The 24,028-nt window shown below is 55.7% G+C and carries 26 protein-coding genes; 17 read left to right on the forward strand and 9 right to left on the reverse strand.

Features of this window, described 5'->3' with window-relative positions; all coding sequences use genetic code 11:
- Positions 1 to 15 precede the first annotated feature (15 nt).
- Positions 16 to 756 carry a GNAT family N-acetyltransferase gene (locus DL239_RS06965; RefSeq protein ID WP_167683292.1) on the forward strand — a complete coding sequence of 247 codons (741 nt, stop codon included), beginning with the start codon at positions 16 to 18 and terminating at the stop codon, positions 754 to 756.
- Positions 757 to 841: 85 nt separating this feature from the next.
- Complete coding sequence (locus DL239_RS06970) at positions 842 to 2,647, forward strand: ABC-F family ATP-binding cassette domain-containing protein (protein ID WP_167683293.1); 1,806 nt, start codon at positions 842 to 844, stop codon at positions 2,645 to 2,647.
- A gap of 215 nt (positions 2,648 to 2,862) precedes the next feature.
- Here the strand turns inward: DL239_RS06970 and DL239_RS06975 are convergent, their stop codons facing one another.
- Both DL239_RS06975 and DL239_RS06980 read right to left on the reverse strand, forming a co-directional pair.
- A complete protein-coding gene (locus tag DL239_RS06975; protein ID WP_167683294.1) occupies positions 2,863 to 3,618 on the reverse strand; it encodes an SDR family NAD(P)-dependent oxidoreductase in 756 nt (251 codons plus the stop codon).
- A 51-nt stretch (positions 3,619 to 3,669) separates the two neighbouring features.
- Positions 3,670 to 4,614 (reverse strand): GNAT family N-acetyltransferase, encoded by a 945-nt coding sequence (locus DL239_RS06980; protein ID WP_167683295.1) that lies wholly within the window; start codon positions 4,612 to 4,614, stop codon positions 3,670 to 3,672.
- Between the two features lie 27 nt (positions 4,615 to 4,641).
- Between DL239_RS06980 and DL239_RS06985 the strand changes: the two genes are divergently transcribed.
- The gene (locus DL239_RS06985) at positions 4,642 to 4,797 is read left to right on the forward strand and encodes a hypothetical protein (protein WP_167683269.1); all 156 of its coding nucleotides are present in this window, start codon (positions 4,642 to 4,644) and stop codon (positions 4,795 to 4,797) included.
- Positions 4,798 to 4,877: 80 nt separating this feature from the next.
- Positions 4,878 to 5,840 (forward strand): phytanoyl-CoA dioxygenase family protein, encoded by a 963-nt coding sequence (locus tag DL239_RS06990; RefSeq protein WP_167683296.1) that lies wholly within the window; start codon positions 4,878 to 4,880, stop codon positions 5,838 to 5,840.
- A gap of 47 nt (positions 5,841 to 5,887) precedes the next feature.
- Here DL239_RS06990 and tyrS read toward each other — a convergent pair whose 3' ends face one another.
- A complete protein-coding gene (gene tyrS / locus DL239_RS06995) occupies positions 5,888 to 7,141 on the reverse strand; it encodes a tyrosine--tRNA ligase (RefSeq protein ID WP_167683297.1) in 1,254 nt (417 codons plus the stop codon).
- Between the two features lie 140 nt (positions 7,142 to 7,281).
- Here tyrS and DL239_RS07000 point away from each other — a divergent pair, with 140 nt between their 5' ends.
- Together DL239_RS07000 and DL239_RS07005 are read left to right on the forward strand one after the other, a co-directional pair.
- Complete coding sequence (locus tag DL239_RS07000) at positions 7,282 to 8,397, forward strand: anhydro-N-acetylmuramic acid kinase (RefSeq protein ID WP_167683298.1); 1,116 nt, start codon at positions 7,282 to 7,284, stop codon at positions 8,395 to 8,397.
- Between the two features lie 3 nt (positions 8,398 to 8,400).
- On the forward strand, positions 8,401 to 8,859 hold the full coding sequence (locus DL239_RS07005; RefSeq protein WP_167683299.1) for an NUDIX hydrolase: 459 nt from the start codon (positions 8,401 to 8,403) through the stop codon (positions 8,857 to 8,859).
- Between the two features lie 135 nt (positions 8,860 to 8,994).
- On the opposite strand, the gene DL239_RS07010 is transcribed toward DL239_RS07005, so the two are convergent.
- Positions 8,995 to 9,414 carry a cupin domain-containing protein gene (locus DL239_RS07010; RefSeq protein ID WP_167683300.1) on the reverse strand — a complete coding sequence of 140 codons (420 nt, stop codon included), beginning with the start codon at positions 9,412 to 9,414 and terminating at the stop codon, positions 8,995 to 8,997.
- A 56-nt stretch (positions 9,415 to 9,470) separates the two neighbouring features.
- Here DL239_RS07010 and DL239_RS07015 point away from each other — a divergent pair, with 56 nt between their 5' ends.
- Both DL239_RS07015 and DL239_RS07020 read left to right on the forward strand, forming a co-directional pair.
- The gene (locus tag DL239_RS07015; RefSeq protein WP_167683301.1) at positions 9,471 to 10,889 is read left to right on the forward strand and encodes a protein adenylyltransferase SelO; all 1,419 of its coding nucleotides are present in this window, start codon (positions 9,471 to 9,473) and stop codon (positions 10,887 to 10,889) included.
- 156 nt (positions 10,890 to 11,045) lie between these two features.
- Entirely contained in the window at positions 11,046 to 11,744 is a 699-nt protein-coding gene (locus DL239_RS07020) for an endonuclease/exonuclease/phosphatase family protein (RefSeq protein WP_167683302.1), read from the forward strand.
- Positions 11,745 to 11,803: 59 nt separating this feature from the next.
- Here the strand turns inward: DL239_RS07020 and DL239_RS07025 are convergent, their stop codons facing one another.
- The gene (locus tag DL239_RS07025; RefSeq protein WP_240931787.1) at positions 11,804 to 13,138 is read right to left on the reverse strand and encodes a DEAD/DEAH box helicase; all 1,335 of its coding nucleotides are present in this window, start codon (positions 13,136 to 13,138) and stop codon (positions 11,804 to 11,806) included.
- Positions 13,139 to 13,481: 343 nt separating this feature from the next.
- On the opposite strand from DL239_RS07025, the gene DL239_RS07030 reads away from it, so the two are divergent.
- The 5 genes from DL239_RS07030 (at position 13,482) to DL239_RS07050 (ending at position 17,591) form a co-directional block, all read left to right on the forward strand.
- Positions 13,482 to 13,895 (forward strand): Fur family transcriptional regulator, encoded by a 414-nt coding sequence (locus DL239_RS07030; RefSeq protein ID WP_167683303.1) that lies wholly within the window; start codon positions 13,482 to 13,484, stop codon positions 13,893 to 13,895.
- Positions 13,896 to 14,372: 477 nt separating this feature from the next.
- A complete protein-coding gene (locus DL239_RS07035) occupies positions 14,373 to 15,257 on the forward strand; it encodes a DMT family transporter (RefSeq protein ID WP_167683304.1) in 885 nt (294 codons plus the stop codon).
- 152 nt (positions 15,258 to 15,409) lie between these two features.
- On the forward strand, positions 15,410 to 16,684 hold the full coding sequence (eno, locus tag DL239_RS07040; RefSeq protein ID WP_167683305.1) for a phosphopyruvate hydratase: 1,275 nt from the start codon (positions 15,410 to 15,412) through the stop codon (positions 16,682 to 16,684).
- A gap of 202 nt (positions 16,685 to 16,886) precedes the next feature.
- The gene (locus DL239_RS07045) at positions 16,887 to 17,054 is read left to right on the forward strand and encodes a hypothetical protein (RefSeq protein ID WP_167683306.1); all 168 of its coding nucleotides are present in this window, start codon (positions 16,887 to 16,889) and stop codon (positions 17,052 to 17,054) included.
- Between the two features lie 87 nt (positions 17,055 to 17,141).
- Positions 17,142 to 17,591 (forward strand): GNAT family N-acetyltransferase, encoded by a 450-nt coding sequence (locus DL239_RS07050; RefSeq protein WP_167683307.1) that lies wholly within the window; start codon positions 17,142 to 17,144, stop codon positions 17,589 to 17,591.
- A 9-nt stretch (positions 17,592 to 17,600) separates the two neighbouring features.
- Here DL239_RS07050 and DL239_RS07055 read toward each other — a convergent pair whose 3' ends face one another.
- The 3 genes from DL239_RS07055 to mazG all read right to left on the reverse strand — a co-directional run bounded on the left by DL239_RS07055 (position 17,601) and on the right by mazG (position 19,942).
- The gene (locus DL239_RS07055) at positions 17,601 to 18,050 is read right to left on the reverse strand and encodes a GNAT family N-acetyltransferase (RefSeq protein WP_167683308.1); all 450 of its coding nucleotides are present in this window, start codon (positions 18,048 to 18,050) and stop codon (positions 17,601 to 17,603) included.
- Positions 18,047 to 18,988: a nucleoside hydrolase gene (locus DL239_RS07060; protein WP_167683309.1), complete on the reverse strand. Its 942-nt coding sequence runs from the start codon at positions 18,986 to 18,988 to the stop codon at positions 18,047 to 18,049. The genes DL239_RS07055 and DL239_RS07060 overlap by 4 nt, the downstream gene beginning before the upstream one ends.
- A gap of 120 nt (positions 18,989 to 19,108) precedes the next feature.
- Positions 19,109 to 19,942, reverse strand: a complete 834-nt coding sequence (gene mazG, locus DL239_RS07065) for a nucleoside triphosphate pyrophosphohydrolase (RefSeq protein ID WP_167683310.1) — start codon at positions 19,940 to 19,942, stop codon at positions 19,109 to 19,111.
- A gap of 63 nt (positions 19,943 to 20,005) precedes the next feature.
- On the opposite strand from mazG, the gene DL239_RS07070 reads away from it, so the two are divergent.
- From DL239_RS07070 to DL239_RS07085, 4 genes are all read left to right on the forward strand, one after another.
- On the forward strand, positions 20,006 to 21,169 hold the full coding sequence (locus tag DL239_RS07070) for a M20 aminoacylase family protein (RefSeq protein WP_167683311.1): 1,164 nt from the start codon (positions 20,006 to 20,008) through the stop codon (positions 21,167 to 21,169).
- An 82-nt stretch (positions 21,170 to 21,251) separates the two neighbouring features.
- Positions 21,252 to 22,220, forward strand: a complete 969-nt coding sequence (gene speB / locus DL239_RS07075) for an agmatinase (protein ID WP_167683312.1) — start codon at positions 21,252 to 21,254, stop codon at positions 22,218 to 22,220.
- A complete protein-coding gene (speB, locus tag DL239_RS07080; RefSeq protein WP_167683313.1) occupies positions 22,213 to 23,160 on the forward strand; it encodes an agmatinase in 948 nt (315 codons plus the stop codon). Before speB (DL239_RS07075) ends, speB (DL239_RS07080) begins: the two co-directional genes overlap by 8 nt.
- Positions 23,161 to 23,214: 54 nt before the next feature.
- The gene (locus tag DL239_RS07085; RefSeq protein ID WP_167683314.1) at positions 23,215 to 23,658 is read left to right on the forward strand and encodes a DUF1499 domain-containing protein; all 444 of its coding nucleotides are present in this window, start codon (positions 23,215 to 23,217) and stop codon (positions 23,656 to 23,658) included.
- A 10-nt stretch (positions 23,659 to 23,668) separates the two neighbouring features.
- On the opposite strand, the gene DL239_RS07090 is transcribed toward DL239_RS07085, so the two are convergent.
- Entirely contained in the window at positions 23,669 to 23,968 is a 300-nt protein-coding gene (locus tag DL239_RS07090) for a hypothetical protein (RefSeq protein WP_167683315.1), read from the reverse strand.
- Positions 23,969 to 24,028: the final 60 nt, after the last annotated feature.

Consider the following 24,028-nt stretch of genomic DNA (forward strand, 5'->3'; position numbering starts at 1 on the left):
TTAATGGGGTTCGCCATGTCACAGCGCGCGGAGATCCTGCGAAAAGGGAACTATCGGGTCCGGTTTGCCCATGGGCAAATAGATCTGGCCGCGACACAGGCCTTGCGAACCCGGTGCTTTGGCACTGCTGAGATGGATCTGGACCCGTTTGATGCCCTGTGTGACCATGTCTTGATTGAGGACCTGCGGTCGCGGGAAGTGGTTTGCTCTTTCAGGGTATTGGAACTGGGGGATGGTGGACAGATCTCCGCCAGCTATTCGGGGCAGTTCTATGACCTGTCGCGGCTTGCTGAATATCCCCACCCGATGATCGAAGTTGGACGCTTTTGCAGTCACCCAGAGTGGAGCGATCCGGACATCTTGCGTCTTGCCTGGCTAGCGCTAACCCGCATTGTCGAAGACCGCAGTGTGCAAATGCTATTTGGGTGCTCGTCATTTGCCGGAACTGAAGTGGAACGCCATCTGGATGCTTTTGCGGTTCTGCAGCAGCGCTACCTTGCACCTGAACATTGGCGACCGCAGGCTAAGGCCGCGGATCTATTTTGGTTTGATGACTTGCAATGTCGCAAGACAGATGGCGCGAAGGGCATGCTGAATGTTCCACCCTTGCTGCGTAGCTATCTTATGATGGGTGGTTGGGTAAGCGATCATGCGGTGATTGATGTAGAATTGAACACGTTGCATGTTTTTACCGGGTTGGAAGTTGCAGCGATTCCGGCGTCTCGCCAACGTCTGCTTCGGGGGCTGGCTGGGTGATTTTAGGTATTTAAGACAAGAAGAAATCAGGGAGTGACGGGTGGTTGTCGTTGACCTGCCTTAGGTCGCGCGGTAGCAGGCTGCCATGGCACGTATTCCTCTTATGCAGATGTCCGGTATTGCGCTGACCTTTGGTGGCGATCCGGTGTTTTCCGATCTTGATCTGGTGGTTCAACCCAGCGACCGTGTGGCGCTGGTTGGCCGAAATGGATCGGGTAAATCCACACTGATGAAGGTGATGGCGGGGTTGGTTGAGGCTGACACTGGCACCATCGTCATCCCTCCGGGCCGATCCGTTGGCTATATGGAACAGGATCCGAGCATGGCGGGGTTTGCCACGTTGGGGGATTTTGCCTGTAGCGAATTGGACCCGGGCGAGCTGTATAAGGTTGAGCGGGCCGGGGAAGGGTTGAAATTTGACCCCGCGCGATCGGTTGAAACGGCATCTGGAGGTGAACGTCGCCGGGCGGCATTGGCCAAGCTGATGGCCGAAGCCCCTGATCTGATGCTGCTGGACGAGCCGACCAACCATTTGGATATCGAGGCGATTGGCTGGCTAGAGGGCGAGTTGAAGTCGACCCGTGCCGCTTATGTTCTGATTTCGCATGACCGCGCGTTTTTGCGTGCGCTGACCCGTGCCACACTGTGGATTGATCGCGGAAAGGTCCGACGGCAGGAAAAGGGTTTTGACGCCTTTGAAGCTTGGCGTGATACAATCTGGGAAGAAGAGGACATGCAGCGCCACAAGCTGAACCGGCTGATCAAGTCGGAAGCTCGCTGGGCGGTGGAAGGCATCAGTGCGCGCCGCAAGCGGAACATGGGCCGAGTGCGCGCCCTGCGTGACTTGCGCGCTGAGCGGTCTTCTCAGATCAAACGTCAAGGAACCGCTGATTTTGCGCTGGATAGCTCTCCGAAATCGGGGCGCAAGGTCATTGAGGCCGAGGGCGTGAGCAAGGGGTTTGGCGACAAGCAGATCGTCAAAGACTTTTCGATCAAGGTGCAGCGCGGCGATCGTGTTGCCTTTGTCGGGCCTAACGGAGTGGGGAAAACCACGCTGTTGAAAATGTTGCTGGGGCTGGAGGAACCGGATTCTGGAACGGTCAAACAGGGCACCAAACTGGAAATCGCATTATTTGATCAGGCAAGGGATCAGCTGAACCCGGACCTGAGCCTGTGGGACAATCTGACCACCGACCCGGAAATGGGTGTATCGGGCAAGGCGGATCAGGTGATGGTGCGTGGCAACCCCAAGCATGTCGTTGGTTACCTGAAGGATTTCCTTTTTGACGAACGTCAGGCGCGGGCGCCGGTGCGGTCCTTGTCGGGCGGTGAGAAGGCGCGTTTGCTGCTGGCAAAGCTGATGGCGCGGCAAAGCAACCTGCTCGTCTTGGATGAACCGACCAACGATCTGGACATCGAAACGCTGGATCTGTTGCAGGAGCTGTTGGATAGCTACGACGGAACCGTGCTGCTGGTCAGTCACGACCGGGATTTTCTGGATCGGGTCGCCACGACCACCATTGCGATGGAAGGGGATGGCCGGGCGACTGCCTATGCTGGCGGCTGGACCGACTATCTGGCGCAGCGCGCGCCTATTGAGGCAGAGAAAACCGAAAAGGCAAAAAGCGCTAAGACCAAGGCCAAGCAAGAGGCCAAGGTGGTTTCTGGGCTTTCGTTCACTGAAAAGCACCGGCTGGAAGCCCTGCCGGCTGAGATCGAGCGGCTGGAGCAGGAAATCGCCAAGCTGGAAGAGCTGATGATGGATCCGGAGCTGTTCACGCGGGAGCCTGTGAAGTTCAAGAAGGCCACAGAAGCGTTGCAGCAGAGGCAGCAGAAACTGTCTGCGTCAGAGGAAGAATGGATGGAGTTGGAGGAAAAAGCCGGGGGCTGAAATGTTTCGCGCGCGAAACATTGGCTAAAACTGTCGGCATTTTCTTAAGGGGTTGGTTGGTTTTCCTACCAATCACTTAGGTGTGGTGTGGTTAAGTTGCGCGAGATAGCGCAGTGAAAACGATCAATTATTTTTTTGCAGAAGCGTTCGGCCAAATAATCTGGCCGATTTAGGCAACGGTCGGGGTGCTGCGCCGGGCGCAACACCCTGTTCGCTCAGCGCATACGTAGCGCGCCGTCTAGGCGAATAACTTCGCCGTTCAAATACCCCATTTCAACAATGAAACCGGCGGTGCGGCCATATTCGGATGCATCGCCCAAACGGGGCGGGTTGGGCACATCTGCAGCCAGTTGTGCCTGAACTTCTTCGGGAAGGCCCGCCAGCATTGGTGTCATGAAGATGCCTGGCGCAATTGTCATGACGCGGATACCAGTCGAGGCGAGATCACGGGCCATGGGCAGGCACATGCCGATCACGCCGCCCTTGGAGGCAGAGTAGGCAACCTGGCCTTTTTGGCCCTCGATTGCGGCAACTGATGCGGTGTTGATAATCACGCCACGCGCGCCATCAGGCTCTGGGTCGTTCTTGGCGATCTCAACTGCGGCCAGGCGTGCGACATTGAAGGTGCCGACCAGATTGATGTCGATGGTTTTCTTGTATGCGTCCAGCGGGTGAGGGCCATCACGGCCGACGGTTTTGATGCCGTAGGCAATGCCTGCACAGTTCACACAGACTGAAATACGGCCCATTTTTTCGACGGCGTAGCTGATGGCGGCGGCGACCGAGTCTTCGTCGGTAACGTCGGTCTGAATGAAGTGTCCACCGATTTCGGCGGCGATGGCCGGGCCGCGCTCAGCGTCGCGGTCCAGTATTGTTACTTTGGCCCCGTTTTCGGCGAAGTGCCGTGCTGTGGCTTCACCAAGTCCCGAAGCGCCGCCAGTGATAACGGCAGCTGTGGTCGACAAATTCATGTAGGCAATTCCTTGTGATTTCTGAACACATGTTCAGATAGTCACATGTGCCTAGACCTGTCCAGTTTTCCGGGGCGTCATTAATCCGCGATCAAGCGCCGCAAGGGGCCTCAGAAGGCGCCCCATTGGCGGCCAGTAGCCCCAAGTGCCGCCCAGTTCGTGCAGTTTGGCACCGGTTCCAAGTTTGAAACGGGCCAAGCCTGCGGCATCCTCGGTGTTGATTAGGCCCAGGTCCAGTTCGACATAGTCCTTGGCTGCAAGCCAGGACATGGCGTTCCACATGAGCAGATTGTGCGCAGACAGGGCGCGACCCCGATCTGTTGTGTGGCTGATGTGGTAGCTGGCGCAGGTGCCGTGGCACAGGATCAAGACGGCAGCGACGACCTCTTTACCTTCAAAGGCCTGGAACAGTTTTGCCTTACCAGGGTTTTCGCGAACAAAGGCTAGGGTGAGATCCTGTGGCCAATTGCGGTAACCACGCTGCCCCTGTTGAATGGCTTCGGCCTGCAGTAGCCAGTGGGCTGGGTCCAGCGGCATGTTCTGCCGGGTGACGCGCAATGCCTGCGATTCGGCGTGTTTCAGGCGGTTGCGCCATTTCTGATGCAGCGCGGCGCGGCGCTCTTCCTTGGGGGCGGTCAGGTCAAGGCGTGCAATCTGAGCTGGGCTCATCAATGGCACCGCGCCTGTCTTGAACAGCTCTGGTGTTGGGTTTTCTGGTGACAGAATGACCGGGGTACGGCGCAGGCCCTGTTCTTGGAGCAGCTCAACTAGGCGCAGTGGCTTGTCGATGCGCGCGCGATTGACCATCGCCACGTCAACGCAGCCCATAATACGACGTCGCATGACCACAGTGTCGTTTAGTTGGTTCAAAACCAAAGGCTCTTGCCCGTGCGACCGTAAAGCACGCGCAAATTCTTGCGACTGGGCGAGGGAGCGGATTGGCGTGGATCGTTGTATGGGGCGGGGCATGACATCAGCAGGCATAAAATCAAACATGCGCCCATTAACGCTGTGGAAACCTAAATGATGGTTAATGAAACCATGAAAAATCAATATAAAATCTTGGGGCATCATGCGCCTGGTCCACGGATGACCAAAGCCGCTGCATTTTTGCTGGCGACGGCCCTGTCGGTACCCGTTTTTGTGCTGCTGAATTGCATTGCCTGGCTTGTGGGGTAACACTGGGCTCTTGTTTGCAATGTTGCAAACAAATCAGAGCGGCCTTAGCCTGACCCCACACAGAAATGTGAGGGTCCAAGATGTTCTTTCGAAAGAAGTCGGGCAATCTGGTTAAGGGAAAGTCGCCCTGGTACTGCGCGCCCATTGAAAAACAACGTGATTTTGTCAAAAACAAAGCGCCGAAGGATCTGCGGACCTGGGCCGAACTATTTGTTGAGGAGGGCGTTGTTGTCGTAGAACAGTCGGTCTCTCAGGCGATGATCGATGAGGCGCTGGCCGGGTTTTCCAAATTGGTTGCCGACAACAAAGAGGCATTTTCGTCGGCCGCGGATGCGCAGGGCAATTATGCGCGGTTGATCAATCTGCACTTGGTGCTGCCTCAGATGCAGAAACTGTATTTTGAGAACAAGGCACTGCGTCTGCTGGAGTTTCTGTTTCAGGCGCGTCCTGCGCTGTACACGTCGTTGTACTTCCAGCGCGGATCAACGCAGCCGCTGCATAGGGATACGCCGTTTTTCACCACCAACCCACGTCAGTACTATGTTGGGTTCTGGGTGGCGCTAGAGGACGCGACGACCCGGAACGGAACGTTGCAGGTTGTGCGCGGCGGTCATCTGTTGCCTGAACTGGATTTGAAGGCATTGGCCCGATCCAAATACGAAGACGGGCAGGGGGTTGAGGCCTTTGATATGGATATGTGGAAATCCTATCAGGCAGGTATGATGGAGTCTGTCGAGGCGGCAGGACTGAAACCTGAACCGTTGGACATCAAGGCCGGGTCAACGGTGCTGTGGCATCCGCACTTACCGCATGGGGGAACACCGATTGCCGATAAGGGATCAACGCGGAACTCTCTAGTGGTCCACACGACGCCCAAAGGGGTGCCGGTCGGGCATCAGGATGCGTTTTATGGGCGGGATGAAGACAGACCGATCGAGGCTAGCTGGAGCTATCGCAACATGGGGCCCGCCGATATGGTCGAACACGGACAGATTGATATCGGCCACAATACAACGATCCTGCTTGAGAATGTTGTGGTCTGACAGGTTGTTACCGGCCCACATGGGATGCAGGCCGGTCTCATTAGGGCTTAGCCGTCTAGCTGTACCAGTGCGTGGCGCTTTTTGCCGGCGCTTAGCTTGATCGGAGAGGACAACGCAGCGGCGTCAATCATCAACCCTGCGTTGGTCAGCGGTTCGTCGTCCAGCTTGGCACCATTTTCCTTGATCAGGCGCTTGGCGTCTTTGCCCGACTTGGCGAGACCGGATTTCACGATCAGCTGCACAATGGAAATGCCATCGCCCAGATCGGACGCGGACAGGGTCACTGTTGGCAAATCATCACCAACGCCACCTTTTTCAAACACTTCGCGTGCAGTGGCTTCGGCGGCTTTGGCAGCTTCGGCACCGTGCAACAGTGCGGTGACTTCGTTTGCCAGGCGGATCTTGGCTTCGTTGATCTCGGACCCTTCGAGCGCGCCTAGACGGTCGCATTCTTCGATAGGCAGTTCTGTATAGAGCTTCAGGAACCGACCAACATCAGCATCGGTGGTATTGCGCCAGAACTGCCAGAACTCATACGACGACAACATGTCGGGGTTCAGCCAGACCGCGCCGGACTGCGATTTACCCATCTTCTTGCCGTCAGACGTGGTCAGTAGTGGCGAAGTCAGGCCGTAGACTTCTCCGTCGATGGTGCGGCGGGTCAGGTCGATACCGTTGACGATATTGCCCCACTGATCGGAACCACCCATCTGAAGGATACATTTGTACCGGCTGTGAAGCTCCATGAAATCATAGGCTTGCAGGATCATGTAGTTGAACTCAAGAAAGCTGAGCGACTGCTCGCGGTCCAGACGGGATTTGACCGATTCAAATGCCAGCATCCGGTTGACCGAGAAGTGACGGCCAATGTCACGTAGGAATTCCAGGTAGTTCAACCCATCCAGCCATTCGGCGTTATTGATCATCACAGCGCCGTTTTCGCTGTCGTTGTAATCGACATAGGCCGAGAACACTTTCTTGATGCCGGCGATATTGGCGTCGATCTGTTCTTCGGTCAGCAGCGGGCGTTCATCCGCACGGAACGACGGATCGCCCACCTTGGTGGTGCCGCCGCCCATCAGGGTGATTGGTTTGTGGCCGGTTTTCTGGAACCAGCGCAGCATCATGATCTGGATCAGCGATCCAACGTGCAGTGACTTGGCAGTAGCATCAAAACCAATGTAGGCTGGTTGGCCCGGTGTCATCAGAGCTTCGTCCAATCCCTGATAGTCGGTGCAATCGGCTAGATAGCCGCGCTCTATCATTACGCGCATAAATTCCGATTTGGGATGGTAGGTCATGATGTGCCTCGGCTATGGATTGCGTCGGACTGTATAAAACGCAATTGCGGCAGTGGGAACAGGTTTTCGAGAGAAAAACACTATCCTATAAGGATGGTTAACAGGCAGAAGAGATCCGGCAGGACCAAAAGGGGCTGAGAATGAACAAGGCCATTTCGAAAACGGGTGTGGTGAAGGCACTTGGCGCGATGAGCGGTACGTCACTGGATGGTGTTGATGCCGCAATTGTTGAGACCGACGGTGCGCATATCTACGGTTTCGGAGAGACCGCTTATCGCCAGTACTCTCAGTCAGAACGAGAGGTGTTGCGCGCTGGCCTAGGGTCGTGGGGCGGCGACGTAGCCGAGGCCGCCGCGAAAGTGGTGGATACGGCCCATGCCGAGTTGATGTCTGAGTTCTCGGACTATGATATCGCTGGTTTCCATGGTCAGACGCTTGCCCATGCACCGCGTCATCAGGGCACCTATCAGGTTGGTGACGGTGCCGGCCTGTCCCAGAAACTAGGCAAACCTGTGGTGTGGGATTTCCGCTCAGACGATGTGGCAATGGGTGGAGAGGGCGCTCCGCTGGCGCCGTTCTTTCATTTTGCCTGTGCCAAATTCCTGAAACTGGATCAGCCTGTTTGCTTTCTGAACCTTGGTGGGGTTGGCAACCTGACCTACGTTGATCCACGGTTTGACACCGCAGAAGAGCCCGGAGCGCTGCTTGCCTTTGATACCGGGCCGGCCAATGCCCCGGTGAACGATCTTATGCAGGCTCGGCTTGGGTTGGAAATGGACACCGGTGGTAAAGTTGCAATGGGCGGCACAGTTGAAACTGGTGCGCTCGAGTTGTTTTTGGCGGAGCCTTACTTCTCAAGACTTCCGCCTAAGTCGCTTGACCGAAATGACTTTTCGGAAATGATTGATCTGGTCGGCGAGTTGAACAACGCGGATGCGGCGGCGACTTTGACCGCTATGTGTGCCGCCGGAGTGGCACAAGGTATGCAGCATTGTCCTGAACAGCCCGCGATGGTTCTGGCCACGGGCGGGGGGCGCCATAACCCGGTTCTTATGCAAATGCTGGCAGTCTCTTTGGACTGTCCCGTCAAATCGGTCGAAGAGGTCGGACTGGATGGCGACATGCTAGAGGCTCAGGCTTTTGGCTACCTCGCCGTGCGGGTTGCCCGTGGGCTGGTCACCTCAGCGCCCGGCACTACAGGGGTTAGTGCATGCGTCGGTGGCGGGATCGTTAGCCTGCCGACGGGCAAGCGGTAACAAATGACCATTTGGCATCCGGCGCAGCATATCCGTGTAAAGGCCATCGGATTGCCTTGGCGTGGCGGCCGTTTTCTAGTCGCCGAAGTCGAAGATGATGCGGGGAAAGTGAAAGGCTTGCGCCCTTTGGGTGGATCGGTCGAGTTTAGCGAGACGTGGCAGGACACGTTAAAGCGTGAGTTCCGTGAGGAACTGCATGTCGACATTGAGATCTCCGGGCCACATCATGTGTTGGAGAATATCTATCACCACGAGGGTGAGATCGGCCACGAAGTTCTGTTCCTTGCTCCAGTTACCTTTTCGTCGGATGCCTTTGGAGATCAGGAGGTGATCACATTTTCCGAAGATAATGGCCAGATCTGCCGAGCCCGCTGGGTCACGACTGATCCGAGTGAGCGTGAGGAGATTGAGCTGTTCCCGAACGGTCTGCAAGCGCTGCTGGATCAAGGGCTGCTGCGCTGACACTGGACTTTTGACTAATACACTTCGAGCCCCGTAGTTTATCTACGCGCGCTATAGCATAAGATTTGGACTGGGCAGCTCTACTTTGACAATCGCTAATGAGCATCGTGCCCGCAAGGACCAAATGCCAAAGCGTTATCCGCGAGAAATATCGAAGCCTGGGTCGGCCAGTTCAAAGCCATCAAACTGAAATCCCGGTGAAACTGTACAGCTAACCAGCGTGTAGTCGCCGGTCGTTCGCGCGGCCTGCCAGTGACCTTTTGGCACAATGAGTTGTGGCTCGCCCTCGCGTAGATCGGGGCTTAACAGATGATCCTGCGCGGGTCCCTGATCCGTCTCCGAAAGTGACAAAACTAGGGGGGCTCCGGCATGAAATAACCAGATCTCGGCTGCATCCACCCGGTGCCAATGACTGCTTTCACCTTCGGCCAATAGGAAATAGATGCAGGTGCCACTGGCGCGGCCTTCGTTGTTCGCCTGCCAGGTTTGCCGATACCAGCCACCCTCTGGGTGGGGTTTCAGGTCTAGCCTAGCGATAATCTCTTGTGCGGTCATAGCCCTGTGCCCCGGTTATTGCTGGAAATCCGACATCCAATGCATATGTTGTGCGCATGAAACTGCATATCCCCTTTGATAATTCCTACGCGCGGCTGCCGTCTGTATTCTATAGCAAACAGACACCCGAGCCGGTGAAATCCCCGAACCTAATCGGCTTTAATCAAAACTTGGCGCAACTGTTGGGCATTTCTCCGGGCGAGATCAACGAAATGGCGCAAGTGTTTGCTGGCAACCAAGTACCTGATGGGGGGGAACCGCTGGCTCAGCTCTATGCCGGTCACCAGTTTGGTAGTTATAACCCGCAGCTTGGCGATGGCCGCGCGGTGTTGCTTGGGGAAACTGTTGGAACCGACGGACAGCGGCGTGACATTCAGCTAAAGGGTTCCGGACGTACACCATATTCGCGTCGCGGCGACGGGCGGGCTTGGTTGGGGCCAGTGCTGCGGGAATATGTGGTGTCCGAGGCCATGCATGCTCTTGGCATTCCCACCACCCGTGCGCTGGCGGCTGTGGAAACCGGAGAAACTGTTCAACGCGAGCGCGGCCTGCCCGGTGCGGTCTTGACCCGCGTCGCCTCTAGCCACCTGCGGGTGGGTAGTTTTGAGGTGTTTGCTCGTCGCGGCGACATCCGCAGTCTGAAACAGCTGACAGATTACGCAATTCAACGCCATTACCCGCAAGCCGAAGGGCCAATGGGGCTATTGCGCGCAGTCAGAGATGCGCAAAGCAAGCTGATCGCAGCCTGGATGGGGGTTGGGTTTATCCATGGCGTAATGAATACCGACAACTCGTCGATTTCTGGCGAAACCATCGATTATGGTCCCTGTGCCTTCATGGACAGCTACCACCCGCAGAGGGTGTTCAGTTCTATCGATCATCAGGGGCGTTATTCCTATGACAACCAACCGGGCATCGCAGTGTGGAACTTGGCGCAATTGGCCACAGCCTTGATCCAACAGTTTGACGATCCGCAGCAAGGGGTAGAAGAGGCGACTGAAATCGTGCACGCCATGCCTGGAATGATGCAAGACCTCTGGGAACAGACGTTTCGCGCCAAACTGGGACTTGCAAGCGCACAGGACAGTGACCTTCAGCTGACCTCTGAACTGCTTGACCTGATGGCTCAGGGGGGATGTGATTTCACCAATACATTCCGTGCCTTGGCAACGGGCGACGCCCGTGACCAATTCTCTGATCCTACTGGTTTTGACAACTGGCAGGAAAGCTGGAAGGCGCGAATGGAGAGTGAACCCGACCCTCAGGCGCTGATGCTTCGATCAAACCCTGCCTTTATCCCGCGAAATCATCAGATTGAAAACATGATAGCCGCTGGCGTTGCTGGCGATTACACCCTGTTTCACACTTTAAATCAGGTACTGGCTCAGCCGTTTGAGGATCAGCCAGAACACACCGATCTACGGCAACCGCCAACCCCGGATCAGGTGGTGCCTGCAACCTTTTGCGGAACCTGATCCCTTTCATCTGGCCTGAAATATCCTCGGGGGTGAATTGGCCGCAGGCCAAGAGGGGGCAGACAGCCCCTTTTCGCCGACGGCTACAGTAAGGGTGAAAACGCATTGTACCTGTAACGCAGAAGCGCCAATAAATAACCAGCAAAAGGAAAACTGATGACTGCTCCAACCCTGCGTCTGGCCAGCTATAATATCCAGAAATGTATTGGCCTGGATCTGCGCCGTCTGCCACGACGGACGCTTCAGGTGATCGAGGGCACCGGGGCTCAAATCGTTTTGTTGCAAGAGGCTGATAAACGTTTGCCGCCGCGACCTGCCGCCTTGCCGCATTTCGTGCTGGACGAGGCCGGTTGGCAAATTGTGAATCTCGGCGGGGCGGGGTCGCTGGGGTGGCATGGAAATGCCATTCTGTGGCGCTGTCAGTCGGTCAAAATGCGCGATCAGGGGCACATCAGTTTGCCTGGGTTAGAGCCCCGTGGGGCGGTTTGGGCTAAGTTTGACACGGCCATCGGCCCTTTGCGCGTGATCGGTGCTCATCTTGGTTTGACTGGTAAGGCGCGCCATGAACAGGTGACTCATCTAGCCCGTGAAAGCGCAAATTTCGATGATACGCCTTTGGTCTGGGGGGGGGACTTCAACGAATGGTCCCGTACCCCTGTGCTGGACCACTTGGCGCCGGACATGACCTTTTTGGCCCCCAAGCCCAGCTTTCCAGCCCTGCGCCCAATCGGGGCGTTGGATCGGATGGCAGTTGGGCCGAACCTACAGGTCACCGCGCATGGGGTGTACCGCGAGCGCCCGGCACATATCGCGTCGGATCATTTACCCGTTTGGGCCGACTTGCGACGGGCATAAATAAACCCCGCTCAGGACAGCTCCTAAGCGGGGTTCAAGTTGTTTAGTATAAGACTGGTTTAGGCCGCGGTACGGTTGCCACCACCGCCGCCGCCGCCGCGGCGCCGACGACGCTGACCACCACCGGGCTTGCCGCCTTCGCTTGCACCACCACCGGACGATCTGCGCTGGCCTCCGCCACCACCGCCGCCGCCACGGCGACGGTTGCCACCGCCGTTGGATTTCTTAGCGCCGGGTTGGACTTCCCATGGGGTGCCCGAGGCGACCGGGATAGTGGTTCCCAGAGTCTTTTGAATGTCCTTCAGCTCGCCCATCTCATCAGGTGAACAGAAGGCAACAGCCGCACCGTCTTTGCCAGCACGCGCAGTCCGGCCGATGCGGTGGACATAGGCGTCTGGCACATTGGGCAGGTCATAGTTGTAGACGTGTTTGACGTCTGGAATGTCCAGTCCACGTGCTGCCACGTCGGTGGCTACCAGAACTTTGATCTGGCCGGATTTAAACGCAGCAATGGCCCGGTCACGTTGGCCCTGGCTTTTGTTGCCGTGGATCGACGCGGTTGAGAAACCAGCCTTTTCCAGCGTTTTCATCAGCTTCTCAGAGCCGTGTTTTGTGCGACCAAAGACCAGCGAGCGCTCGTCCGTGTGCTTGGCCAGCAATTCCTTCAGCAAAGCTGTCTTTTCCGCTTTGGCGATAAAGTGAATTTCCTGTGTCACTTTGTCTGCGGCCTTGCCCGGAGGCGAAACTTCGACGCGAACAGGGCTTTTCAGGTAGCTGCCGGCAATCTCGTTCATCTGCTTTGGCATGGTGGCCGAAAACAGCATAGTTTGGCGATCTTCTGGCAGAAGCGCTGCAATTTTGCGTAGGGCGTGGATGAAACCCATGTCCAGCATCTGGTCAGCTTCGTCCAGAACCAGGAAGTCACAAGCGCCAAGGTCCAGCGCGCGACGATCAAGGATGTCGAGCAGACGGCCAGGGGTGGCGACCAGAATATCGGTGCCTTTGGCAATGCGCTGGATCTGTGGATTGATGGATACACCACCAACTACCAAGCCAACTTTCATCGGCGTGCCTTCCAGCAGACCCTTGAGCTGTTGGCTGATCTGGTTTGCTAATTCGCGGGTTGGAGCCAAAACTAGGCCGCGAGCCGTTCTGCCGGCAGGCTTACGGTCGTACTGCATCATCTGAGCAATCAGTGGCACACCAAAGGCAGCGGTTTTACCAGTGCCGGTCTGGGCCAGGCCGAGAACGTCGCGGCCCTGCAACGCATAGGGAATCGCGTGTGATTGAATTGGGGTTGGATCCTTGAAGCCCATTGCCTCGATCCGAGTCAGAAGCTTCTCAGGAAGCCCCATTGTTGAGAATTCACTCAAGTCATATCCTTTCGCAGCCATGCGGGTGCACGGCCGGTGTTTGCCGCATCCTGTGCGACGAGTTGGGGGCAGGGACCTCAGGTTCTACTGGCCGTATGCCAGAGCGCCGGTCGTCTGCTCGTGCCCCACGCGTGATCTTGGGAACGCAGGTATGTCACTGTAGGCGTTAAAGGCCGGAGCCTCGGAAGGGGACAAATTGCCCGAACGCCTCTGCTCACGCGGCAGAGAGGGATACCTGATGTGGCAAATGGCTGTGGATAAGGCGTTTGTCAACCGGCATTCTATTTTATTACCCGGTTTTCGAGCGCTGGTTCTTTCGTTACACAGGGTACCCAAGCGTAAAGTGTGCGCACAGAGGATGCCAATGCCTGACACAATAATTTCCCGCTGCGAGGCCAAGGGCCTGCGCATGACTGGTCAACGCCGGATCATTGCCCGTGTTTTGCAGGACAGTGACGACCACCCGGATGTTGAGGAACTGTATACGCGCGCCAGTGGGCTGGATGCAGGAATTTCGATTGCGACGGTTTATCGAACCGTAAAGCTGTTTGAGGAAGCCGGTATACTAGAGCGGTTGGAATTCGGCGATGGTCGGGCCCGTTATGAAGACGCTGAGCGCGATCATCACGACCATCTGATTGATATGAATACAGGTGAAGTAATCGAGTTTGTTGATCCTGAGATCGAGGCGTTGCAAGAAAAGATCGCCCAGAAACTCGGGTATACGCTGAAGGGCCACAAGCTGGAGCTTTATGGCGTGCCTGTTCGCAAGAAGTGAGTAGGTCTAAGGTCTTGGTCGATTGATAAGACGATTGATGTCGAGATCTTGGATTGAGTATTTCTGGCAAAAAGAAACGCTGAGCCATTTAGCCATTGGCTATTGGGTGTTCCTTGGCAGAAGGAGGGGGCTGGCGTCGACATGGCTGAGTTCCTGACTGGCATAGTAGAATACTCCCTGTTCCAAAAAATCATCGCGGTGCCCGCATGTCATGGGTTGGGTATGGCTAATGAGCCGGGACGGGTGTGTGGTTCGCAGAAGTCTCAAATATTTGACTGGGAAATGGCAGTGAGTTTTTCCTATTGGAAACAGCGATCGTGGGAAAACAATGTGGGTACATCAAGGTTTGTGATGGGATGTTACACGTCTTGTTGTGCTGCGTTGTCGCGATTGGGCTAGAAAGACGATGTGAAATGCGGTTCTTCTGCGCGGATGATGTCAGAATCTGCTGATGACACTGCCGATGGAAATGCGCGAATGAACAATCTGAATGGTATTTTGCTGGTGGTCGCCTCGATGGCGGCTTTTACGCTGGAAGACATGTTTATCAAGCACCTGTCGGCGGATATGCCGGTGGGGCAAATCCTGATTTTGTTGGGGGTCGGTAGCAGTAGCGTTTTTGCGGTGCTGGCCTGGTCAAAAGGGCACAGCTTGGTGGCGCGAGCGGCCTGGAAGCCTGCGGCGGTGCTGCGGACCCTGGCCGAGGCTGTGGGGGCGATGTGTTTTGCCACGGCGCTGGCGCTGGTTGATATTTCTACCGTTGCGGCAGTGTTTCAGGCCTTGCCCCTGGTGATTACCATGGCCGCCGCCGTGTTCTTGAAAGAGCAGGTTGGCTGGCGCCGATGGAGCGCCATTCTGGTTGGCTTTATTGGTGTATTGTTGATCATTCGTCCGGGGCTGGAGGGGTTTGAGCCTGCGTCTATTCTGGTGCTTCTGTCCGTATTTGCCATTGCCGCACGTGATCTGCTGACCCGGTTTGTCGATGCCTCTGTCTCTTCTACTGTTGTTAGTTTTCAGGGTTTTGCGTCGCTTATTGTTGCAGGCATGTTGCTGTTGTTGATAGTCCCGGGTGAGGTGACGCCGGTTAGCAGCTCTCAGGCTTTGATGATGCTTGGCGGCGTGGTGTTTGGTGTTATGGGGTACTATGGCATTGTTGTTGCGATGCGGGTGGGGGATGCCTCGACGGTGACACCATTCCGGTACTCGCGTTTGCTGTTCTCGATTCTGGTCGGCATGGTGATGTTCAATGAACGCCCAGATCTGATGACGATGACCGGGGCCTCGCTGATTATTGGGTCTGGATTGTACACCTTTCTGCGGGAGCGCAAATTGGCTCGGGCTAGCGGGTTGGTTGCTGCCTAGCGGCAGAAAACGCGCTGAATGTCGAAATAATTGTGCCGATGTTGGCGCTAAAGCTTGAAATATAAGCTGTTAGCGATAACGCGTGAGGTTTACATTTCCGCGCTGTCTACCTATGACGCTGGCGAACAATGGCTATAGTCAGGGACCTTCCGATGAGCACAATTATCGACATTCACGCCCGCGAAATTCTGGACAGCCGGGGCAACCCGACCGTTGAGGTTGATGTGATCCTGGAGGATGGCACCATGGGGCGCGCCGCTGTTCCGTCGGGTGCATCAACTGGTGCCCATGAAGCCGTTGAAAAACGCGATGGCGATAAAGACCGCTATATGGGCAAAGGCGTGCTGGAAGCCGTGGCTGCGGTCAACGGTGAGATCGCCGAAGAGCTGGTTGGATTTGACGCCACCGAACAGGTGTCGATCGACATGGCGATGATCGAGCTGGACGGGACCGACAACAAAAGCCGTCTGGGCGCCAACGCCATTCTGGGTGTTTCGCTGGCTGTGGCCAAAGCTGCTGCTGATTTCACCACGCAGCCTCTGTACCGCTATGTCGGTGGTACTTCGGCGCGGGTTCTGCCGGTTCCAATGATGAACATCATCAACGGCGGTGAGCACGCAGATAACCCAATCGACATTCAGGAATTCATGATCATGCCAGTGGCTGCGGATAACATCCGTGAAGCTGTTCGCATGGGTTCGGAAGTGTTCCACACCCTGAAGAAAGAGCTGACAGCTGCTGGCCTTTCGACAGGTATCGGTGATGAAGGTGGCTTTGCGCCGAACATCGGATCGACCCGTGAAGCGCTGGACTTCATCCTCAGCTCGATCGAAAAGGCCGGTTACAAAGCCGGTGAAGAAATCTATCTGGCATTGGACTGTGCCGCGACTGAGTACTACAAAGACGGCAAGTACGTTCTGTCGGGTGAGGGTAAGAGCCTGACATCAGAGGAAAACGCAGCCTATCTGGCCGCTTTGGTCGAAGACTATCCAATCATTTCAATCGAAGACGGCATGTCCGAGGATGACTGGGACGGCTGGAAAGCACTGACTGATGCGATCGGTGACAAAGTGCAGCTGGTGGGTGACGATCTGTTCGTGACTAACCCATCGCGTCTGTCTGACGGTATTGCCAAAGGCTCTGCCAACTCGATGCTGGTCAAAGTGAACCAGATCGGAACTCTGACTGAAACGCTGCAAGCTGTTGATATGGCCCATCGCGCTGGGTTCACCAATGTGATGTCGCACCGTTCGGGCGAGACCGAGGATGCCACCATCGCCGATCTGGCTGTGGCGACTAACTGTGGTCAGATCAAAACCGGCTCGCTGGCGCGGTCTGACCGGTTGGCCAAGTACAACCAACTGATCCGCATCGAAGAAACGCTGGGTGAAGTTGCTGAATACGCAGGTCGTTCGATCCTGAAATAATATAAGTTCCTGTGAACTTGAAATTGCCCCCGTCAACGTCGTTGGCGGGGGTATTTGTTTGCATTTTCCCCAATTGACCTAGTTGCATAGAGTATGATGGGCCGCGCTTGGCGAGAGCCTGTGTGTGCACCGGCGATGTGTACCGGCCAAGCGCACATGCGACTTTCAATGCCCTGCTGCGGATGTGTGGAAGGGGTTCACGATGAAAACGCTTGTTATGCGCGCAATTGTACTTTGTGTGCCGATTATCTTGTTGTCAGGGTGCAGTGGCGACGGGCGGTATCCGATAACCAACATTATTGCAGAGTCTGATGACCCGGTGTTGCAAATGCAGGCACATCATTTTCAGGTGCCAGTCTTTATCTACTAGTCAGTGCTGGCCAGCTGGTTGCTCTTGTATCTGCTGTGGTGAGAAGTAACGTGCCCTTGGAATTTGATCAAATTACAGGAGCGCGTTATGAGACTACAGGTTGCCACATCTGATGAGAGTGAGTTGGTTGCTCGTTTCGTCGCAGCCTTATTAACCGAGCTGACAGGCGGAGAATTGGTTGATCCCGCTGAATTGGAGCCCACAACTTCACGCCTGTTGGGACGTGATGATGTAATTGGCATTCTCGCATACGACCAAGGGGAACCCGTTGGGATTATTATGCTAAACGAGTGCGCGGCGATCTATGCGGGTGGTATCTTTGGCGAAATCACCGAATTATATGTCTTGCCAGAAATGCGATCAAAAGGTGTGGCCACACGGCTAGTGAAAGAAGCCTGTGCCACGGGGAAGAGGCGCAGGTGGAAGAGGCTTGAAGTTGGCGCCCCCGATCAACCTGCCTGGAAAAGGACTATGGAATTCTACCAAGGCAATGGGTTTGCCGAGGTCGGCCCCAGGCTGAGAAAGCTGATTGCGTAGCTTGAGCAGTCACAGGTCTTTGGTCATGCGCATATAGCGGTCGTGCGCCTGAAAGCGGGTGCGGGCATATAGCCGCTGGGTGTCTTTATCTTCGCGGTCGACCTCTAGGTGCAGCGCGGTGATACCTGCCTCGGACAGTGTTTTCGGAAGGGCAATCAGAACCTCGGTAGCGATGCCGCGTTTTCGAACAGGTGGGCGTATATAAAGCTCGTCTATCGAGGCATCCATACCGCCGAATTCAACCGACCAGCTAAACGTCACGACAATGTACCCAATAGGCGCGCGTGTGGGGCCAGCCAGATACACGGCGCCATAGGGGATACCGTTCAACAGCGGCTCAATAGCGGCGCGGCGGCTGTCTTCGCTGCTGGTGATCTGCATTTCCTCGTGAAAGGCGGCGACCAATGTCAGCACTTTGTCCAGATCATCGGGCTTGGCGAGATGTAGTGCAGCGCTCATAGCAGGGCCAATCGTTCGGTCAGCATATCAAAGAAGCCATCGGCGTCGACGTCGCCGATGAAGGTTGCATTGGCAGGCCGGTCTGTGACCCCCCACCAATCGGCTACGGTCATCCCCAATGTCAGTTCAGACTGGGTTTCGATTTCCACGTTGATGTGGCGGCCAGTGAACAGATCAGGGCGGATCAGGTAGGCGGTGACGCATGGGTCATGCAAGGGCGCACCGGCAGAGCCGTATTTGGCGACATCAAAACGTTCGAAGAATTCAGTCATTTCGGCAACGAAGACACCGACCTTGGTGTCGAGCGCGCGAAAGGCGTCACAACGGGGTTTGGTGACCAGAACCTTGTGGGTCACATCCAGCGGCATAACCACGATGGGGCGGCCAGATTTAAAGACGATTTCGGCGGCTTCAGGGTCAACATAGATATTGAACTCGGCAGCTGGAGTGATGTTGCCAACTTCAAAATACGCTCCGCCCATCAGGACGATTTCCTGTACCTTTTCAACGATATCCGGGGCTTTTTGGAAAGCTGTGGCAATGTTGGTAAGCGGGCCGAGGGGGCATAAGGTGACTGTTCCTGCGGGATGGTTGCGCAGGGTATCGATGATGAAATCCACCGCGTGACCATCGGCTAGGGGCATTGTCGGATCAGTGAGTTCGGGGCCGTCTAGCCCTGTCTTGCCGTGCACATGTTCAGCGGTGACCAGCGGGCGTTTCAACGGGGCGTCACAGCCTGCAAAAACCGGAACATCCTGTTTGCCTGCGATCTCACAGACAATACGGGCGTTTTTTTGCGTTAGCGGCAGCGGGACGTTGCCAGCAACAGCCGTAATGCCAAGCACTTCGATCTCTTTGGGGCTGGCGAGCGCCAATAGAATAGCGACGGCGTCGTCTTGGCCGGGATCGGTATCAATGATGATTTTGCGTGCTGTCATGAAGGCCTCTAAGTATTTCAGAGATTGAAGTTGGCAAGGCAGTTCTGATTTGTCCAGCGATAGTGGGAGCTGTGAACTGGGAATTGAGTATTTTTAGCAAAAAGATGCCCTGAAGGAGCCTTAGCCTTTTGGATGGGGCTTGGTGCGTTCGTCGGATTTAACAGCGTCCCACAGTGCGTCCATTTCTTCGAGGTTGCTGTCGGAAGGGGACTTTCCTGTCGCAGCAAGACGGGATTCGACGCCTTCGAACCGGCGGGTGAATTTGGCGTTGGCGCGGCGAAGTGCGGCTTCGGGTTCCACGCCGAGGTGGCGGCCGAGGTTGGCCATGACAAACATCAGATCACCGAACTCTTCTTCGACTGCCTCCTGTGTCAACTCATCGCGGGCTTCGACAAGTTCAGCGCTTTCTTCGGCGATCTTTTCCAGCACATTGGTGGTTGAGGGCCAGTCAAAGCCAACACGGGCGGCACGTTTTTGCAATTTGTAGGCGCGCAGCAGTGCAGGCAAGCCAACGGCGACACCGTCCAGTGTGCCTTTTTGCTCTTTTCCTGCGCGCTCGGCGGCTTTGATGGTTTCCCAGTCCTGGGTCTGTTGTTCGGCGGATTTGTTGCGGTTTTCGTCGCCGAAAACATGCGGGTGGCGGCTCACCATCTTGTCAGACATGGTGGTGACCACGTCCTGAAAGGTGAAGTGCCCGGCCTCGTCCGCCATTTGGGCATGGAACACTGATTGGAACAACAGGTCGCCCAGTTCACCCTTTAGCTCTTGCCATTGTTGGCGCTCGATGGCGTCGGCGACCTCATAGGCTTCCTCTATTGTGTAGGGCGCGACACTGGCGAAATCCTGTTCAATATCCCATGGGCAGCCGGTTTTTGGATCACGCAGGCGGCGCATGATTTCAAGCAGTCGTTCGATGCCGGCGGTCCGGTCGTTGATCAGTGTGTTTTCGGGCATTGCGGAGGCCTTCGTTCCAGTGTCAGATGCATCAATCCCGAGTCTGACCTAGGAGTCCAGCCCATGCCCGTCGTTAACCGTATCGCCGATTTTTCTGAAGACATGAAGACCTGGCGGCGGCACCTGCATACGATTCCTGAGTTGGGGTTTGATCTGCCGGAAACTTCTGCCTTTGTTGCAGAGCGTTTGCGTGAGTTCGGTGTAGATGAACTGCATGAAGGTATTGCGCAGACCGGCATGATTGCGATCATCAACGGGCAGGGAGAAGGGCCGACCATTGGGTTGCGTGCAGACATGGACGCCTTGCCGATTCCCGAAGAAACCGGGGTAGAGTACGCGTCGACCAAAGCTGGGAATATGCATGCCTGTGGTCATGACGGCCATACGACGATGCTGCTGGGGGCTGCCAAGTACCTGGCTGAAACGCGGAATTTTCGGGGTCGCGTTGCTTTGATTTTTCAACCCGCTGAGGAAGATGGCGGCGGGGCTGGTGTCATGGTCGACGAGGGGATCATGGACCGGTTCGGCATTGGTGAGGTCTATGGTGTTCACAATGCGCCAGGGATGCCGGTGGGGGGATTTGTGACATCGCCCGGAGCGTTGATGGCTGCAGTGGATGAGTTTCACGTTCATATTCAGGGTGTTGGTGGCCATGGTGCGATGCCACAAGATACTCGTGACCCCGTAATGGCGGCCTGTGGGATTGCGCAGGCGATCCAGACTATTGTCAGCCGTAACCACTATGCGCTGGAGGAACTGGTGATTTCAGTGACACAGATTCACACGGGCACCACGGACAACGTGATCCCGGATACTGCCTATATCAATGGAACTGTGCGTACATTTGACCCTAAGGTGCAGGCCATGGTGATCCGACGGATGCAAGAAATTGTTGACGGGCAAGCGGCGAGCTATGGGGTCGAGGCCAAGCTGGAGTATGAGAAGGGCTATCCTGCAACCATAAACCATGCTGATAAAGCGGAGTTTGCGGTGGAAGTGGCCAAGGAAATCTCGGGCGAAGCCAATGTGAGTGCAGAGTGCAATCGCAAAATGGGCGCCGAGGATTTTTCTTATATGTTACAGGCGCGACCCGGGGCATATCTTTTCCTAGGGCAGGGGGAGAGTGCCGGGCTGCATCACCCCAAGTATGACTTTAATGATGAGGTCGCACCGGTTGGAGCGTCGTTCTTTGTGCGGTTGGTTGAACGGGCTCAGCCATTAACCTGACAAGGTGAGCAACTGGTGAGGTGACAGGCGGCAAGTGGTCGTCTATGCCGGATCTCAACAGCAGACTGAAGGGTATGCAGACATGGCGTTGGAAGATGCAAAACATCTGGTCGATGAGGCTTTTACGCGCGAAGACCTCAAGGGGCTTAGCTTTGAGAATACCTTTGGGGGGGCCACATCATTCTTGCGACGTAAGTATAGCAAGGATCTAAGTGGTGTTGATATCGCTGTCACAGGTGTGCCGTTTGATCAGGCGGTGACCAACCGTCCGGGAACACGTTTGGGGCCACGGGCCATTCGTGAGGCAAGTGCCTTGCAAAGCCCGGATGCGCCTTATGGCTGGGGCTATGACCCGCTTAGCGAGTTTGCGATTGTTGATTATGGCGATCTGGCCTTTGACTACGCCAATATTTCCGGTTTTCCCGATGCATTGCGTGCACATCTGCGTGGAATTCTTGCGGCGGATGTGGCCTCGGTTGCGTTGGGCGGGGATCACTACATCACCTTTCCAATCCTAAAAGCCTATGCCGAGAAATACGGTCCGATGGCGCTGTTGCAGTTTGATGCACATAGCGACAGTTGGGCGGATGATGATATGGACCGGGTGGATCACGGAACCTTTGTCTACAAAGCAATTAAGATGGGGTTGATCGACCCTGCACGCTCGGTTCAGGTCGGGATCCGTACCAGCAACGAAGATACAATGGGTGTGAATATCATCGATGCGGCCGAAGTGCATGAGATAGGGCCAGCAGCGACTGCACTGCGGATCAAAGAGATCTTGGGTGATCATCCGACGTATCTGAGCTTTGATATCGATGGGTTGGATCCGGCCTATGCTCCGGGTACTGGGACGCCGGTCTGGGGGGGGCTGACCTCGGCGCAGGCAGCGCGTATTTTACGAGACATCGCTGGGATCAATATTAAGGGCGGCGATGTGGTTGAAGTGTCGCCACCATTTGATACCACGGGCGCCACGGCCATCGCTGCTGCCCATGCGGCCACTGAAATTATCTGCCTGTTGGGCTGGAATATGAGAAAAAATGACTGACTTAAATCAACCGATCAGCGGCAACGACCTGGCTAGGTTCTCAGGACCTGGAACATTTATGCGACTGCCACAGGCGACGTCTCTGGATGGTTTGGATGTGGCTGTCCTAGGGATTCCGATGGACATCGGCACCTCATGGCGGTCAGGCACGCGGTTCGGTCCGAAACAAATACGGGCCGAGAGCGCGATGTTGCGGCCTTATAATATGGCCACCAAGGCGGCCCCCTTTGAGTTTCTTCAGGTCGCGGATATTGGTGATCTTGCGATCAACACCTTTTCGTTGCCGGATAGCTTGCGCATCATAGAAGCCAGCTATGACGCGATTGTCGGCACAAGTGTTGTGCCTATTGCCATGGGTGGTGATCACTCGATCACGCTGCCGATCCTGCGAGCTGTAGCCAAGAAATACGGCCCGGTCGCGGTGGTGCATGTGGATGCCCATGCGGACGTCAATGAAGACATGTTTGGTGAAAAAGAAAACCACGGAACAGTGTTTCGTCGTGCCTATGAAGAGGGCCTGATTCAAGCAGACAAGACCTATCAGATTGGACTGCGTGGTACAGGTTATGCGGCCACTGATTTCACCGAGGCACAGGGGTGGGGTTTTCAGCAATTCCCGGCATCAGAGTTATGGCATCGGTCATTGAACAATCTGGGGGCTGAAATTCGTCGAGATATTGGCAATCGGCCGACCTATATAACATATGACATTGATAGTCTTGATCCCGCTTATGCACCGGGAACCGGCACGCCTGAAATCGGCGGATTGACGACGCCTCAGGCTCTGGAGCTGATCCGGGCCTTGCGCGGTGTGAATATTGTGGGGTGCGACTTGGTAGAGGTTTCTCCGCCCTATGACACGTCAGGCAATACCGCATTAACGGGCGCGAACTTGTTGTATGAAATGCTGTGCGTGCTGCCGGGTGTTTCAACAAAGTAAGTCAACGGGGTCAGTCGCGGCGTCGGGGTCGCAAGTTAAAAGGTCGACCGAGGTATGGGACGGATAATGCTGTTTGCGTGGATATGTGTGGCCGTGGTGATCGTGGTGCTTGGCCTGATCCGGTTGGCTCCGGTTGATCCGTTGGACTGGAACACTCAGCCAGAATTCACTGAGGACAAGACCTTCCGTGGCGGAGTGTTCCGTGTTGTGCGCACTGGTCCGGATGGGTTGGCCCGGTTTGATCAGGTCGCCAGTTCAGCCCCGCGAACGAACCTACTGGCTGGCTCGGTTGAGGATGGTTTGGCGACTTATGTGACCCGAACCAAATTCCTGGGGTTTCCTGATTATACCACTGCGCGGCAGGACGGTGATTTGCTGAAAGTCTATGCTCGGTTGCGTTTCGGCCGGTCTGATCTGGGGGTGAACGAGGCCAGAATTGCAGACTGGCTGGCCGAGATGGAGAGCATACCCACACTTGAGGTTGCCCCCTCCAACTAGTCAGTTCGGATTATAGCTTTGGGAATGAGGTCACAGTGCTGTAGTCGCTTGGGATCTTTTCCAGCGAAGAGGATAGGCAGCCTTGGCTTACCTCGCGCCACATTGGAACATTCAGTGACATCTGGCATTGTGCCATGAACATTCGACCGTCGACTTGCAGACAGATCGTTTCCCCCAGCTCTACACGTGACCCTGACTTGTCAGTGCAGTAACAATCGATGGTTTTGCCACCGGGCGCTTTGACATCAGACAGCGCAGGTTGGGCAAACAGGGCAAGTGTAGTGATAATAACGGCTCTGGCATGTTGCATGACGCTAGCATATCACAGGGGGCAGGTCAGACCAAATATCATCAGAAACGGACGATCCAC

Origin of the sequence: Parasedimentitalea denitrificans, assembly GCF_011813015.1 — a bacterium.
Taxonomy (GTDB): domain Bacteria; phylum Pseudomonadota; class Alphaproteobacteria; order Rhodobacterales; family Rhodobacteraceae; genus Parasedimentitalea; species Parasedimentitalea denitrificans.